16 protein-coding genes are annotated in these 15810 nt (G+C 33.0%); all 16 read left to right on the top strand.

Annotation, left to right across the window (positions count from 1 at the left end; all coding sequences use genetic code 11):
• The first annotated feature begins 2 nt into the window (after positions 1 to 2).
• Positions 3 to 962, top strand: a complete 960-nt coding sequence (locus tag IL45_RS14745; RefSeq protein WP_051788669.1) for a glycosyltransferase family 2 protein — start codon at positions 3 to 5, stop codon at positions 960 to 962.
• On the top strand, positions 959 to 1927 hold the full coding sequence (locus IL45_RS14740; RefSeq protein ID WP_051788668.1) for a glycosyltransferase family 2 protein: 969 nt from the start codon (positions 959 to 961) through the stop codon (positions 1925 to 1927). Before IL45_RS14745 ends, IL45_RS14740 begins: the two co-directional genes overlap by 4 nt.
• On the top strand, positions 1924 to 2733 hold the full coding sequence (locus IL45_RS05925; RefSeq protein WP_146128664.1) for a hypothetical protein: 810 nt from the start codon (positions 1924 to 1926) through the stop codon (positions 2731 to 2733). Before IL45_RS14740 ends, IL45_RS05925 begins: the two co-directional genes overlap by 4 nt.
• A 6-nt stretch (positions 2734 to 2739) precedes the next feature.
• Positions 2740 to 3600 (top strand): glycosyltransferase family 2 protein, encoded by an 861-nt coding sequence (locus IL45_RS05920; RefSeq protein ID WP_036581459.1) that lies wholly within the window; start codon positions 2740 to 2742, stop codon positions 3598 to 3600.
• 42 nt (positions 3601 to 3642) lie between these two features.
• Positions 3643 to 4563, top strand: coding sequence for an NAD-dependent epimerase/dehydratase family protein (locus IL45_RS05915; protein WP_036581456.1), 921 nt, complete (start codon positions 3643 to 3645; stop codon positions 4561 to 4563).
• Positions 4564 to 4569: 6 nt separating this feature from the next.
• Complete coding sequence (locus IL45_RS05910; RefSeq protein WP_036581454.1) at positions 4570 to 5595, top strand: glycosyltransferase family 2 protein; 1026 nt, start codon at positions 4570 to 4572, stop codon at positions 5593 to 5595.
• Between the two features lie 63 nt (positions 5596 to 5658).
• Entirely contained in the window at positions 5659 to 6780 is a 1122-nt protein-coding gene (gene wecB / locus IL45_RS05905) for a non-hydrolyzing UDP-N-acetylglucosamine 2-epimerase (RefSeq protein ID WP_036581452.1), read from the top strand.
• Complete coding sequence (locus IL45_RS05900) at positions 6773 to 7843, top strand: glycosyltransferase family 2 protein (RefSeq protein ID WP_036581449.1); 1071 nt, start codon at positions 6773 to 6775, stop codon at positions 7841 to 7843. The genes wecB and IL45_RS05900 overlap by 8 nt, the downstream gene beginning before the upstream one ends.
• On the top strand, positions 7836 to 8933 hold the full coding sequence (locus IL45_RS05895; protein ID WP_036581447.1) for a DegT/DnrJ/EryC1/StrS family aminotransferase: 1098 nt from the start codon (positions 7836 to 7838) through the stop codon (positions 8931 to 8933). The genes IL45_RS05900 and IL45_RS05895 overlap by 8 nt, the downstream gene beginning before the upstream one ends.
• Positions 8933 to 9571, top strand: coding sequence for a NeuD/PglB/VioB family sugar acetyltransferase (locus tag IL45_RS05890; protein WP_036581445.1), 639 nt, complete (start codon positions 8933 to 8935; stop codon positions 9569 to 9571). The genes IL45_RS05895 and IL45_RS05890 overlap by 1 nt, the downstream gene beginning before the upstream one ends.
• A 5-nt stretch (positions 9572 to 9576) precedes the next feature.
• Positions 9577 to 10530, top strand: a complete 954-nt coding sequence (locus IL45_RS14735; RefSeq protein ID WP_081866546.1) for a glycosyltransferase family 2 protein — start codon at positions 9577 to 9579, stop codon at positions 10528 to 10530.
• Between the two features lie 7 nt (positions 10531 to 10537).
• Entirely contained in the window at positions 10538 to 11443 is a 906-nt protein-coding gene (locus IL45_RS05880) for a glycosyltransferase (RefSeq protein WP_051788666.1), read from the top strand.
• Positions 11440 to 12555: a glycosyltransferase gene (locus tag IL45_RS05875; protein WP_036581444.1), complete on the top strand. Its 1116-nt coding sequence runs from the start codon at positions 11440 to 11442 to the stop codon at positions 12553 to 12555. The genes IL45_RS05880 and IL45_RS05875 overlap by 4 nt, the downstream gene beginning before the upstream one ends.
• Complete coding sequence (locus IL45_RS05870; RefSeq protein ID WP_036581443.1) at positions 12552 to 13694, top strand: hypothetical protein; 1143 nt, start codon at positions 12552 to 12554, stop codon at positions 13692 to 13694. Before IL45_RS05875 ends, IL45_RS05870 begins: the two co-directional genes overlap by 4 nt.
• A gap of 67 nt (positions 13695 to 13761) precedes the next feature.
• Positions 13762 to 14931, top strand: coding sequence for an acylneuraminate cytidylyltransferase (locus tag IL45_RS05865; RefSeq protein WP_036581441.1), 1170 nt, complete (start codon positions 13762 to 13764; stop codon positions 14929 to 14931).
• On the top strand, positions 14918 to 15793 hold the full coding sequence (locus IL45_RS05860; RefSeq protein WP_036581440.1) for an N-acetylneuraminate synthase family protein: 876 nt from the start codon (positions 14918 to 14920) through the stop codon (positions 15791 to 15793). Before IL45_RS05865 ends, IL45_RS05860 begins: the two co-directional genes overlap by 14 nt.
• Positions 15794 to 15810: the final 17 nt, after the last annotated feature.

Raw genomic sequence — 15810 nt, 5'->3', positions numbered from 1 at the left:
TAATGATCAGTATAATCATACCTGTTTTTAATAGAGTGGATCTAGTGAAAGATACATTGGGTTCTATTACTCAACAGTCTTATCAAAACTGGGAATGCGTCATAGTTGATGATGGTAGTACTGATGGTAGTCAAAATGCCATTCAAAATTTTATAGCAACAGATAAGAGGTTTCAATTCATTCAAAGGCCTCAAGAGGTGCAAAAGGGAGCGCCATCTTGTAGAAATATGGGTTTAAGTCATGCCACTGGCGACTACATACAGTTTTTTGATAGTGATGATATTATGATTCCTTCTATGTTAGAAGATAAGTTGGCATTACTGGAGAGTGGAGATTACGACTATGTAATATCTAAAACTCATGGCTTTCAACACCCAAATGTTTCAGATATTATCGTGAGTTATGACAAGTATTATCGATTTGATTCTTTTGGAATAACAAACTATAATTATGTGAGTCAACATATCAACTGGCTTACTCCCGATTTTTTAGGGAAGTCTTTTCTCTTTGAAAACTTAAGGTTTAATGAGAATCTTAAATCAGGCCAAGAGTTTAATTTGTTTTCAAAATTAACGTTGAAGACCTGCAAAGCGGTAGTTTTAGATAAAATCACAACACTGAGAAGGATGCATGATTCATCTATACGTTCTAAATTAAATAAAGATTCAAAGAAATTAGTAAAACAGAAATCTGAACTGTTCAAAGAAACTTATGTAGAGTTAAGTGAAAGTGAAGTGAATCAGGAATCTTTAGATAGTATTATTCTCCAAATGGCAGAAAATTACCTTGTCAACTCTCATGTTACCAATGAGTTTAGTTTTATGATTGCTAAGTTAATAAGCATAAAAGGGTTTTTATTTGCAATACAATATTGTGCATACCTCTTTATTTTTATCAAGTTGAATAAGGGATTTTCATTAAAAAAGAATCTTTTAAACGGCCTTGTAAGGGATGAGCTATGAGAAATCAGAACACCACATATTTAGTGAGTATTATCATCCCTGTTTTTAATAGGGAAGCGCTTATCGTTGAAACCTTACATAGTATTAAGAATCAAACCTACCTAAATTGGGAATGTATTCTTGTAGATGATGGTAGTACAGATCAAACAATAGAAGTGATAAAATCTTTTATAGAAAAAGATCAAAGGTTTGTTTTATTAAAACGTCCAGAGCTTGAAGAGAAAGGGGCAAACGTTTGTAGAAATATTGGGATGGCTAAATCTAGTGGTGATTACCTTGTCTTTTTTGATAGTGACGATTTGATGGTTTCTACTTATCTAGAAAAACAATTACATAATATAGTAAATAGTAACGCTGATTTCAGTGTATGTAAAATGGATTTTTTTGAGAAAAATGACCACTATTTTACTCGGGAAAAACCTTGCTATCATAAAGAATTATGGGAAAACTACGTCACTAGACAATTAACCATCTTAACCGGTTCTGTGATGTGGAGTAAAGCCTTCTTGAGTTTACATGGTATGAGTTTTAATATAAAGCTTCAAGCGGCTCAAGAATGGGATTTTATATCTAGAGCACTATTACATAGTCCTGTTCATGCATTTGCAGATTCTTTGCTTTATCATTCTAGAATGCATGAAGATTCTATTTCTTATGCAGACCATAAGTTGAGAATAAGAGAATCTAGTTATGTGCTAGCAAGAAAATTATATTACAGTGAATTTCATGAAATTTTTACGGATCGACTTAAATTGTACTTTCAGAAATATTTCAAGGACGAGTTTAAGAAGAAGCAAAGATTTGGATGGATAAGTGAAGCTCTAGATTTATATTTTTATAATCTGAAGTATTTTTATTCCTCTAGGTTTTTGATAGTAGGAATATTAAGTATATTCAGTTTTTTCTTTTTTAAGAAAGGTGAAAATTTATTAAAGTTGTTAGATTTTAAGAAATTACAATCATGATGAAGGTATTGAGTGTCTTAGTAAATTTTGGTGAAGAGCAGTTGTCTTACTTAAAAGAGGTTGTTGAGGAACTAAAAAGCTTTAAGAAGTATGAAGTATATATCGTGGTACAATCTAACATACCGCTCGATATAGAAGGAATAGATGAGGTGAATGTTGTAAAATTAGAAGATTATCAGCTATTACCATTAACCTGTAGATCTGTCATTTGGAAATATAGAAATGATTATGAATTGTTTCTTTATGGAGAAAATGATCACTTATTTAAAGAGCATCACTTAGATAATCATATCAAGTATTCTAATATCTTGCCTAAAAATCGCATCGCTGGATTGATTCAGTATGAATTTAATGATTTAGGGCGCTATTATCCTGCGTATCATTTAGATTTTGACTGGGATTTTAATTCTGTCGAAGAACATGGAGGCAAACTCTTTGCTCATTTTTCAAATTTGCATCAGGCTACTTTTATAATTACGAAGGATCAACTTGAAAAATTGGGTCAGGCTATTGATTTTACAACTTTAGTGGATGAGAAACCGTCATTGGTTTCTAAGGTCGTCATCAAGTTCAAAAAACTCACAGGAATTCAAGTAACTAGAGCGAGTAGTTATAGTGTGAAATGTAAAGTGAATACAGATTTATATCGCTATGGCGGAATGAAGAAAGTAATTTGTATTACTGATTTTGAAGAAAATCTTATTCACCATTTACCTAATCTTTATATAGATGGAGATAAAGGAAGGCTCAAACTAAGGTCTGACGAAATGAGAATGACCGATGCCTTAAAGCGTCTCTTAAATTAAGTATCCATGCAGTTATCGGTTGTGATTTTATCAAATATTACAGATTCAGCTTCTGCTGAGCTACTCGTGGATGCGGTAAGTTCTTTATCCAGTAGTATTTCACATAATGATTATGAAGTCATTGTAGTTGAAAGTGGAGATCTTTTTCAATCAGAAAATATCATTGGTAAACGAGGTATTGTTATAGCTTATGACTTTAAAGATTTTAACTTTCACAAAGCATTGAATCAAGGGTTTGTAAAAGCAAGAGGTGAATATGTTTGTTTCAGCAATAACGATGTGATTTTTCATGAAAACTGGTTTGAAAACATTAAAAACGTTTTAGAAAAAAACGGTTTAAATGCTGGTTCACCAGTAGATCCTAAGGATGATAAACTATGGATGTTTGATAAAAGTAATTTGAGTTTTATAGAAGGTTATGAAATTCAAAAATTTTTTAAAGGATGGTGTTTTGTAATTGAAAATCAATCGATGAAACGCTTGAAGAAATTTGATGAAAGATTTCAGTTTTATTTTGCAGATAATGACTTTGTTCTAGAACTACTTAAGTTTAATATAAGACATGCTGTGGTACTGAATTCCTTTGTGGAGCATAGGGAAAAGCAACAGGTTAAAATGATCGAAAATCTAGAAGAACTAAAAGAAATAAATGGTCACTTATTTGATACTATTCCACCCGAAATCATCGAAAATAAGCATTTTTGGAAAATCCAAAATACTAAAATGACTGCTGGGCTTATAGAATTTCATAAAAAATGGGGTACTATGTCCATGTTACACAGAAAATTTAAAATTGCCCTTTTGCTAATTAAATATAGGCTTGGATTCTTGAACAGATTGGTTCTATTCTCCAGTCATCAAAGTTGATTTATAATTAGGTTAAAACCATATTAAAGTATATTTGTAAATATGAATAAAACATTAATCACCGGAGTAGCTGGAAATGTAGGAAGTGCTCTTGCTCATTACCTTTTAAAAAAAGGACATCAAGTAGTAGGTGTAGATAATTTGAGTACTGGGAGTATTTCAAAATTACCTGAGGACAACAACTTTACTTTTATAAAATTAGATGTTAATATATATGAAGAACTTGCAGAGGTAATGTTATCTCATAAATTTGATTATGTCTTTCATTATGCTGCTATGGTAGGAGTTCAACGCACTCTTGATAATCCTATTAAAGTTTTAGAAGATATCGATGGGATTAAAAATATATTACGATTAAGTAAAAATACAGGAGTGCAAAAAGTAGCATACTCGTCGAGTAGTGAGGTTTATGGAGAGCCAGTGAGCTTACCCCAAATTGAAGATGAAACACCTTTAAATTCTAAGTTGCCCTATGCAGTAGTTAAGAATTTAGGTGAGGCATATTTTAGATCCTATCATCAGGAATATGGATTAGACTATACTATTTTTAGATTTTTCAACACCTATGGTCCACAACAAAGTAAGGATTTTGTGATTCCTAAATTACTTCATCAAGCGCTTCATAATGAAGATATCACGATCTATGGAGATGGATTACAATCGAGAACTTTTTGTTATATAGATGATAATATTGAGGCTAGTTATCGCATTTTTAGTGATGATTCCTTAAAAAACGAGGTGTTCAATATAGGAAGTGATTTAGTTTATAATATTAAAGAACTCGTAGATGTTATTCTGAAAGTCACTGGTAGCAACTCGCAAATCATACACTTACCTGCACTAGAAGAAGGTGATATGACGCGCAGACAGCCTGATAATTCAAAAATGAAAGCTATTTTAAATAGAAAATTAATAACACTAGAAAATGGAATCGTTAAATTAATGGAGCATCTTAAAAAATAAGCTCTTATGCGCATAGGACGTAGTAATACCCATGATAAAAAGTATGAAGGAAATAAAGCGCAACATAGAGTTATCGTTCCTTTATACATTCCGCATGAAGAAGATTATTATAAAGATTCTTTTAAGATATTTAAAGCCTGTGTTTTAAGTTTAAGAAAAACTACTAGCGCTGGTACACCTATAAGTGTTATTGCAAATGGCTGCTCACCATCCATTCATGAGAAGTTACTCGGTCTGCAAAATGAAGGACTTATTGATGAATTACTTCTTGAAACAGAACAATTAGGAAAAGTAAATAGTTTACGTCGAGTGATAGGTGCTAGCGATGAACCCTACGTTACCATAACAGATGGTGATGTGATGTTTTTAAAAAATTGGGATCTAGAAGTAGCTGCCGTTTTTAAAAATTTCCCTCGAGCAACGGCAGTTTCTCCAGTGCCTGTTTTTAAAACTTTCAATCAATTTACGAGTAATATTTGGTTGGAAAATTTATGGACTGGTAGAGTTAAATTTAAGACGCCAGGTGATCCTGAAGGATTAGAGAAGTTTGCTAATAGTATAGGATGGTCTTATCTTAATGATGAGCAAAAAAACACCATACTTACTATATCTGACGGAACATCCCAAGCAATTGTAGGTTGCAGTCACTTCTGCACTACTTATAAAAGAGAAGCTTTGTTATTTGCACCACAAGTGCCGTCAGAATTTTTATTGAGTGGAAACTCTGAAGGTGTTTATTTAGACTTACCTACTATTAAAAACGATGGATATAGACTATCCTGTTTTAAAAACCATGCCTATCACTTGGGTAACACCTGGGAATCATGGATGGATACGGAATTGGAGGCTTTAGAAAGTAACACGCCATCTTTAGTTGAATGGTCTGTTTATAAAAAATTATCTCAAAAGAAATTTAGCTATTGGTTAAAATTTGAATTTTTTAAAAAAATTCTTTTCAGAAAAAGGTTTTACAATTATGCAATGAATAGATTCAAGGTTCCCGGAATCTATAAAGAACATTATTTAAAATAAATGGAAAAACTCACTATCGTTATTCCTAATAATAAGGATTTGAAGATCATTAACTAAAGTAGCATGAAAAAGATACTAATTGTTATTGGGACCAGACCTGAGGCTATTAAAATGGCACCTGTCGTTAAGACATTTTTAAATTTACCTAATGAGTTTGATACACATTTATGTGTAACTGGACAACACAGGCAAATGTTAGATCAGGTTTTAGATTTCTTTAATTTGATTCCAGACACTGATTTAAATGTTATGCAACCTAATCAAAGTCTAAGTACTTTGTCTAGTCGTTTAATGGATGGTATCACATCTGTGATTAATAGTTTTAATCCAGATTTTGTTTTTGTTCATGGAGATACAAGTACGGCGATGATTGCGGCATTGTGTTCGTTTTATCTTCAAAAAAAGATTGTTCATATTGAGGCTGGATTACGAACTTACAATATTAATTCACCATTTCCAGAGGAAGCAAATCGACAAATTATATCTAGACTCGCATCTTTACACATTGCACCAACTTTAAATTGTAAGATGGCGCTGATAGAAGAGAAAATCCCTAAAAAAAATATTATTGTTACAGGTAATACCGTAATAGATGCCTTGTTTTTAGGATTGAAAATTGTGGAGAATTCTCCTTCTAGAAAATTATTAGAATTTAAAAGAGAAATTAAGAATTCAAAAGTTATTTTAGTAACGAGCCATAGAAGAGAGAATCAAGGTTTAGGTATTCTTGAAATATGCAAAGCTTTGAAAATCATCGCTAATGATTTTCCCGAATTTCAAATTATTTTTCCTGTCCATCTAAACCCTAAAATACTGACTCCTGTTTATGAAGAACTAAGTGGTCTAGATAATATTACATTATTAGAACCTTTAGATTATGAGCTTTTTATTTGGATGATGAAACGTAGTTTTTTAATTATTACAGATAGTGGTGGTATTCAAGAGGAAGCACCTTCACTAAATAAACCTGTTATAGTAATGCGAGACATTACCGAACGTCAGGAAGCTGTAGAAAGCGGAGCAGTAGTTCTAGTTGGAAATAAGAAAGAGCGTATTGTTAATGAGGTACGTAAATTAATTAATAATAAAGATTATTATGATAAAATGGCTAGAGCTTTAAATCCTTATGGGAATGGAAATGCGGTCAGTGAAATCATTGATTTAATTAGAGAATTGGATGGATAATATACTCACTATCGTTGTTCCTAATCGCAATCGGGATTTAAAAATCGTAAAACAATCGTTAAAATCTATTCATCCTCAACTAATAGATCATGTAACGGTTACTCTCGTGGATTATGGTAGTGCTCTTTCTTACCAGCGCCAGCTCAAGGAACTTATAGATGGTTTTAAAGGAATAGAATTGATTACTTGCCCAGTTCAAGGTCAGCTATGGAATAAATCGCGCTGCATTAATTTGATATTAAAAAACACTACAGCAACACATTTAATGGTGTCTGACATGGACTTAATTTGGCATCCTGATTTTTTAGAAACAATGATGCCGCAGCTCGATAATAAGAGTACATCTTATTTTCCAGTTGGTTTTATGTCTCAAGAAGAGTCTGTGAAGGATGTGAGTTTTGATCAAAGAACCATCAAGTTTATGTCTAATGAAGAGGCTACTGGAATCTCTATTTTTCCAGTTCATCAGCTGTTAGAAATTAATGGTTTTGATGAGTTTTATCACGGTTGGGGCAGTGAGGACACAGATGTTCATTTGCGATTGAGAAATGCTGGTTATGAAGTCCGCTTCCGCGAAAGCGAGATTTACTTTAAACATCAATGGCATGAAAAGGCTTATAGAAGTTTAAATCAAGGATCTATATTTCACACTCAACTTGAAAAAATCAATCATCAACGTACCGAAATCGTTAAAAAACACAAACTTGTCCAGTCAAACCTACATCATAGTTTTGGACTCATGCCAGTTGAGCAAGATTATGGTAGACTAGAGACTACTGAAGAATTAATATCTGTAAACTTTGAGAAGAACAATGTAATTGCCACGCTAGCTAGTTTACCTATTATGGGTCTTAACAAAGTGATTGAGATTCGTTTTATAAAAGAGGAAGTTTCATGGACTGATAAAATCAAGAATTATTTAAAGCCCAAACAATATTTTCTAGATGCCACAGCAGTAAACGATATGATACTTCTAGAAATAGTAAACCGTTATAGAAACTTACCTTATTTTTATAGTTATTCAAAAGAGTCTATATCTCTTAAAATTATGCTTTGTGAGTAGTTCAGATCAAAAACCAATCTATGTTACTAAATCATTTATTCCACCCATAGAGGAGTATCAAAAAAATGTAGATCGAGCATTTAAAAAAGAGTGGTTGACTAATCGAGGTGAACTAGTTCTAGAGCTTGAACATAAATTACAGGATTATCTAGGTGTGAATCAAATCACGTTGCATACTAATGGGACTTTACCTATTCAAATAGCCCTAAAAGCACTCGGTATTCATAAAGAAGTAATTACAACTCCATTTAGTTACGTCGCTACAACGAGTGCCATAATTTGGGAAGGAGCAAAACCCGTTTTTGCAGACATAGAAGAGGAACACTGGACTATCGATCCTAAAAGAATAGAAGAGAAAATAACTGAAAACACGCAGGCTATTCTTGCGACTCATGTTTTTGGTAATCCATGTGATATTGAAGCTATTGAAGAAATTGCACTAAAACATGGGTTAATCGTAATTTATGACGCTGCACATAGTTTTGGTGTGAATTATAAAGGTGAAAGCTTGTTTAATTATGGACATGTAAGTACTTGTAGTTTTCATGCCACTAAATTATTTCACACGGCCGAAGGTGGTGCTTCCTTCTGTAACGATGAAAAATTAAAACATCAACTTTTTTACCATCATAATTTTGGACATAACGGTGCTGAAGAGTTTCATGGATTAGGTATTAACTCTAAGATGAGTGAGTTGCAAGCGGCTATGGGTTTAACCGTATTGCCTCACATGGAAATGATTTTATCAAAAAGAGAAGCTGTAAGTAAACGATATGAAGAACTTCTTTCAAATGTGGAAATTACTTTCATAAAATGGAGAAAAGGAGCTACTAGAAATTATTCTTATTTCCCGGTCTTGTTTCCGAGTCATCAAATCATGACTCAAGTAAAAGAAGCTCTCGAAAAAAATAAAATTTTTCCTAGACGATATTTTTATCCTAGTTTAAATAAATTACCATATTTAGATCATCTAGTTACTATGCCAGTAGCTGAGGATATCGCTGATAGAATTCTATGTTTGCCTTTATCAAATCAATTGTCATTTCAAGAAATTAAAACTATTACTCAAATAATTAAAAATCACATTTAATGGTTATTGCAGGTTCACAAGGTCATGCACATGAAGTCTTCGAAATTTTAAAATTGAATGGATTTAAAAATGAAGATATAGCGTTTTTTGATGATGTGAATTCCATACAAAATGTGCAGCTACCGGATTTATGTAAACATTTAAAATCAATAAATGAGCTTACCTCATGGATGAACTCTACTAATGATAATAGTTATGTTTATGGGCTAGGTGGCTTAAATGCTAAAGTGATTATCGAAAATAAATTTAGTGATATAGGTGCACTATTGAAACAAGTTATTGCTCCATCATCTATTATAGGTGAAGATAAAATTACTTTAGGAATTGGTATTCAAATTATGTCACAAGCATGTATAACTACTCATGTTACCATAGGTGATCATTGCCTTATAAATGCAGGTTCTCGATTACTGCATGATGTAGTGATAGGAAATAATTGTGATATAGCTCCAGCCGCTTTAATTTTAGGTAGAGCGACTATAGGAAATAATTGTTTTATAGGTGCAAGCGCTACAATTTTGCCAGACATTACTATAGGAGATAACGCCACAATAGGTGCTGGTGCTGTAGTGACAGAAAATATTCCTGCAAATGCAGTTGCAGTAGGTGTTCCTGCTCGAGTTATTAAATATAAATAAGAATTATGAAGGTATCTGTATGTATGATTACTTATGGGCATGCTTCATATATAGGCCAGGCAATTGAAGGAGTACTTTCCCAAGAAACTAGTCACGAGATAGAATTAATCATAGCAGATGATACATCACCTGATGCTACTGAAAGTATTGTGAATCAATTTATAGTAAATAACACTTCTCAAATCCATATCAAATATTATAGGCATGCTACTAATGTAGGTGCGATGGAAAATTTATTATTTGCCATTAAAAAATGCACAGGAGATTTTATAGCTATGTGTGAAGGTGATGACTACTGGATGGACAACTCCAAAATAGAGCAACAAGTCAGTTTTTTAGCTCAAAACCCGCAGTACAGCTTATCATATACTCATTCTTTATTTTTAAATAATTCCAGTGGTACGCTATCAGATCATCCACTTCGCAAACCTTTAACAAGCAAAAAAGCAAACGCTAGACGAATGCTTGATTCAAAATTTGTAGAATTTGCTACCTCAGTGTATCCTTCACAGGTACTATTTAATATTATTGATTGTATCAAACATGAATTAAAAAATGCCATCATAGCAGATACTAGAATTTTTCTTGAAGCAACTTTATTAGGTGATTTTCATTACATTGATCAACCTATGTCGGTATACAGGATATTGGAAGATAGTGCAAGCCATTCTAATAAGGCTGAGAAGTTTATTAAAATCAAAAAAGATTCTTTACTATGTAGAGAGCAATTTGCAGAAAGAAATAAATTACCTGAATCATGGTTGCAACTTTACTTAAAGGGGCATAACACTTCATTTATTAATCGCGCTTATTTTGTTAAAAGTAATAGGGATCGTGTTGAATTAATGAAAGAGATCAAATTAGGAAGTCTAAAAAATCTTTTTCAATTGAAATCTAGGGTTATTCTTAAGTATGTTTTAATTATTACTGGAATACATAACTTAATTAAAAAGAAGTAGCGTAATGATGTGTTCTAAAGATGAGCTTCTTACCGTCGTTGTTCTTACTTATAATCAAGAGCAGTTTATTCAACAAACCTTGGACGGTATTTTGAATCAAGAAACTGATTTTATTTTTAGGATTTTAGTTTGTGATGATGGTTCGCAAGATAGTACACATTATATCTTAAAAGAATATCAGGAAAAATATCCAGCTATTGATCTTATTTTAAGGGATAAGAACATAGGAATATTACCCAATTTTATAGATGCCATAAGTAAATGCGATAAAGAGTTTATTGCATTTTGCGATGGAGATGACTACTGGATAGATAGAAGGAAATTAGCAACTCAAATAGACTACCTCAAAGCACATCGAACAACAGATATTTTAGGTACTCAAGCCTCAATTTTGTTTCCTGATAACAAGTGGAAAGAACCACCACAACTAAAACAAGTTAAAAGTTATAGCTATGAAGACTTAATCGCTTCAAATATGCTTCTTGCATCTACAGTAGTTATGAGAAATAAACACGTTAATTTACCTGAATGGTTAATGAAGAGTTCTTATGGTGACTGGCCTTTATATTTATTATCTGTAGAAAACGGTCAAGATATAAGAGTGCTAAATAAAGTTACAACGGTTTATAGAAAGTCTATTGGAGTCACAAAAAAAACAGCTACAAGTGATATTAAATTTTTAAAAGCAGACTTGTATATTTATGAAAACCTGATGAAGAATCATTTGAAACACGATAGTGATGCAGTCATAATAAATCAGATTTTTGAGAGAAACTATCTTTTAATGGGTAATTATAACAAACATAATTATTTTTTAAATTCCTTTAAGTTATTCATTTCGTTATTTTTTAATAATCTAAATCAATCTGGTAGAATTTTTAAAAGATATTTTAAAACAATAATAAAAAGATGAAAATTCTTCTTGTATCCATGAATTCTATTCACTTCCGTCGCTGGTCAGATCAGTTGCGAGATAGTGGGCATGAGGTTTATTGGTTTGATATTTTAGATCAAGGTTATGCACCATCCATGAGCTGGATGACTCAAATTACCGGCTGGAAAAAAGGCTTTCTTAAAAAACGTGGACGTAGCTTTTTAAAGAGTAAACTTCCTAAATTATTCAATGCGCTCGTTCATAAATTTGATAATCATGTGGAAGACGCTTTCGCTAAAGCGTTACAGGAAATACAACCGGACCTAGTACATAGTTTTGCACTTTACATATCAGGTTTGCCAATTATTGATATAATGAACAAGCACGAAAATATAAAATGGATTTATTCCAGTTGGGGTAGTGATCTATTTAACAAAGCAAATAAGCCTAACTATGGGCGTGAGGTTTCACAAGTATTACATAGAGTAAATTATCTAATCACAGATTGTGAAAGAGATCATCAAATTGCAAGGAATATGGGGTTTGCCGGCACCTATTTAGGAGCGATTCCAGGTGGTGGTGGTTTTGATAAAAGGGAATTTAATACTCAAAGAGGAAATCACTCTTTTGTCGTAAAAGGATATGAAAATGAGTTAGGGAAAGCCATTCCAGTATTTAAGGCTCTTTTTAAAATTGCATATAATTATAATATCTGTATTTCAATTTTTGGTGCGACTCAGCCGTTACTTCAATTTATAGAAGGTCAGGAGATTTCTAATCTTCAATTAGAATTACATCGAGATATAGCTCATGAAGAGGTGCTTGAATTAATGGATAATTCTATCTTTTACATAGGTAATAGTTTAAGTGATGGAATGCCTAATACATTACTTGAAGCTATTTATTGCGGTTGTATTCCTATTCAATCTAATCCTGGGAATGCTACTAGTGAGCTCATTAGTAATACTATTAATGGTTATTTAATAGAAGAACCAGAGAATGTAGATCATATTGAACAGCTCATTTTACAAGCTTTAAATAGCTCAAGAACTATAGAGGGTTTTTATGAAGCAAATAAAAGTATTAGAGATCGATTTGTTAGAGAACGAGTGAAAGAAGAGGTTTTACAATTATATAAAGCTTTAATATGATTTTAAGCGATATAAAGTTAAGGAAGCAGGGACAATTACACGTTTTAGAATGCTTGTTAAATAAAGAACGGTTATATTTTGAAACGTCTCACATAGTTTTAATAGATGAGAAAGAGCTTATCTATGACGCATTTGTTATAGCTGTTATCCCTTTAATGATAGAAAAAAAAGAATCTCTAATTGTTAAAGGGTTAATGGATGCTACCTTACAGAAACAACTTAATGAAATAGTTATTCCAAAACTGCTTGCGATTCATCAAATCACTTTGAATTTAACCATAAATTGTTCAAAAACTTCAATTAATCATCAGCTGCAGAATAATTCCATAGCAACAGGTATATCTTGTGGTGTCGATAGTTTTGCAACAATAAAATCATTTAAAGAACATTCTAAAAAGCTCGATTATCTCACTTTTTTTAATGCAGGTTCGCATGGTGCTTATGATACTCAAAATTCAAAAATTAATTATAAACATAGATTATTAAACGCTACTCGTGCTTCTCAAGAGTTGGGGCGTGAAATGATTAAGGTAGAGACTAATGCTCACAGCTTTTTAAGCGGTCGATTTAAAAGTGCTCATAGTTTTTTAAATCTTTCATGTGCATTTGCAACCTTAGGTTTGTTGAATCATTATCACTACGCATCTGCATATTCATTAAGGCAGAGCTCTGAGCAATCTGGAGACACAAGTAATTTTGATCACATAATTTTACCTCAATTATTCGCCTCTTATTTTAGTACTCAATCCACGCTAGGAAATATGAATCGAGTAGAACGTGTAGGGTACATTTCGACTTTTAAGACTTCTCATAAATATCTGGACGTGTGTACTAATTCTATGATCGCAAGTTTATTAAAAAAGCAAAATTGTACATCTTGCGAGAAATGTATGAGAACCGCAGCTACCTTGGATATTTTAGGAGTATTCAATAAGTATCATGAGGTTTTCTGTTTAGATACCTATCGTAAAAATAAAAGGATTTACTTATCCCGTCTTTTAACCGGTAAAAATTCTATTCACGATGAAGAATTGCTCGAACTGTATCGTGAAAAAAAGCAGATTAAAATGAGTTATTATCTTAATGGACACTTTATGAGAATAAAAGCTGGTGTTAAAAAACTAATTAAGAGGAATTGAAGTCTGAGCATCTTATAAAACGTTTTTAATAATATCTTTCCTTAAATTTGCTCACAACCCTATATCTATGAAATCCATAGGATTTATCCCATTACGCTCAGGCTCAAAAGGCATACCTGGTAAAAATAAAAAGAAGCTTTTAGGAAGGCCTCTTTTTTGTTGGACGCTAGGTGAAGCAATCGCTTCAAATCTCGACGAGATTTACGTTTATACAGACGATGCCGACATTCTTTCTTTTATAGAAAAAGAGTACCATTGGACTACTAAGGTAAAAGCAATAAAACGCAGTGATGCCAGCGCTACAGATACCGCTAGTACAGAACTAGCAATGATGGAATTTGTAAACAGCATTGATTCCGCATTTGATTTATTCTGTTTACTTCAAGCGACTTCACCTTTTACAACTGCTGTTGATATCAACAACTGTCTAGATGCCGTTACAAATGGGATGAAATATGACAGTGCCTTAACCGTCGTAAATTCTCATCGATTCACCTGGCATGCAGACGGTACTCCTAAAAATTATGATATTTTCAACAGACCGAGAAGACAAGATTTTGAAGGACTTCTCATAGAAAATGGTGCTTGTTATGTGACTACTGATTCTGCTTTACGCGAAAGTCAAAATAGAATAAGCGGTAACATAGCAACAGTCCCTATGCCTGAGGACAGTCTTACTGAAATCGATTCTTTAACCGACTGGAAAATAGTAGAAGAGTTACTAGCATCTCGTCTAAAAACGAAGAAACAAAGTAATCGCATCACTCATTTAATTCTAGATGTAGACGGCGTTTTTACAGACGGTTGCATCTATTATGGTGCAGATGGTGAGTTGATGAAAAAGTTTGACATGCGTGACGGTATGGGTCTAGAAATTCTACGTCAGTATGGAGTAGAGGTAATGGTCATGACTTCTGAGGATTCTCAGATAGTCGCTAGCCGTATGAAGAAATTAAAAATTAAAGACGTTTATCTAGGTGTAAAGGATAAATACAGTTTACTCTCTAGGATAGTAACTGACAGGAACTTATCATTCTCCAACATTGCCTACATCGGTGATGACGTTAACGATATGGCAAATATTTGTGCCGCTGGCTGGTCATTTACTCCAGCAAACGCCACCCAACCCATAAAAAATCATGCAGATGTGATTCTGCAAAACAATAGTGCCGAAGGAGCTATCCGTGAAGCGACAGAATTTATCATAAAGTATAACAACCGATATGAGTCATTATAAAAAACCTTATACCATTGCAGAGATCGGTGGAAACCATAAAGGCGATATGGAAATCGCAAAAGAGTTGATCAAAGTAGCTGCCATTTTTTGTAAAGTAGATGCGGTAAAGTTTCAAAAACGTCATAACGTAGAGTTGTTAACTAAAGAACAATACGAGGCGCCACATCCTAATCCAGTAAACTCATATGGAGATACTTATGGAGCGCATAGAGAATTTTTAGAATTTGATGTCAATCAGCATGCAGAATTGAAAGCCTATTGTGAAGAGGTTGGTATTACTTATTCTACAAGTGTATGGGATGTTACCAGTGCCAAAGAAATAGCAGGTCTAAACCCTAAATTTATTAAAATTCCTAGTGCTTGTAACAATCACTACGAAATGCTAGGCTGGTTGTGTGAAAACTATAAAGGAGAAATTCACTGTTCTACAGGAATGACTACTAAGGATGAGGTGGAAGAACTCGTAGCGTTTTTTGAAAAGCATCATCGTGCAAAAGATCTTGTGCTTTACAACTGTACTTCAGGTTATCCAGTGCCATTTCCCGATGTGTGTTTACTAGATATCACCACCATGATTCAAAAATATGGTGAGCGAGTAAAAACGATAGGATTCTCTGGACATCATTTGGGAATCGCTGTTGATGTTGCTGCTTATACACTAGGCGCAAATGTGGTAGAACGTCATTACACACTAGATCGTACTTGGAAAGGAACCGATCATAGCGCATCTCTAGAACCAGCAGGAATGAGAAAATTAGCTCGTGATTTAAAAGCCGTTTATCAAGCATTAGATTATAAAGCGACAGATATTTTACCTATTGAGCAAGTGCAACGTGATAAGTTGAAATTCCGTAAAGCTTAAATCGAACTCGAATTTAA

Origin of the sequence: Nonlabens ulvanivorans, assembly GCF_000732625.1 — a bacterium.
Lineage (GTDB): Bacteria > Bacteroidota > Bacteroidia > Flavobacteriales > Flavobacteriaceae > Nonlabens > Nonlabens ulvanivorans.
This window is presented reverse-complemented; position numbering and strand designations above follow the sequence as displayed.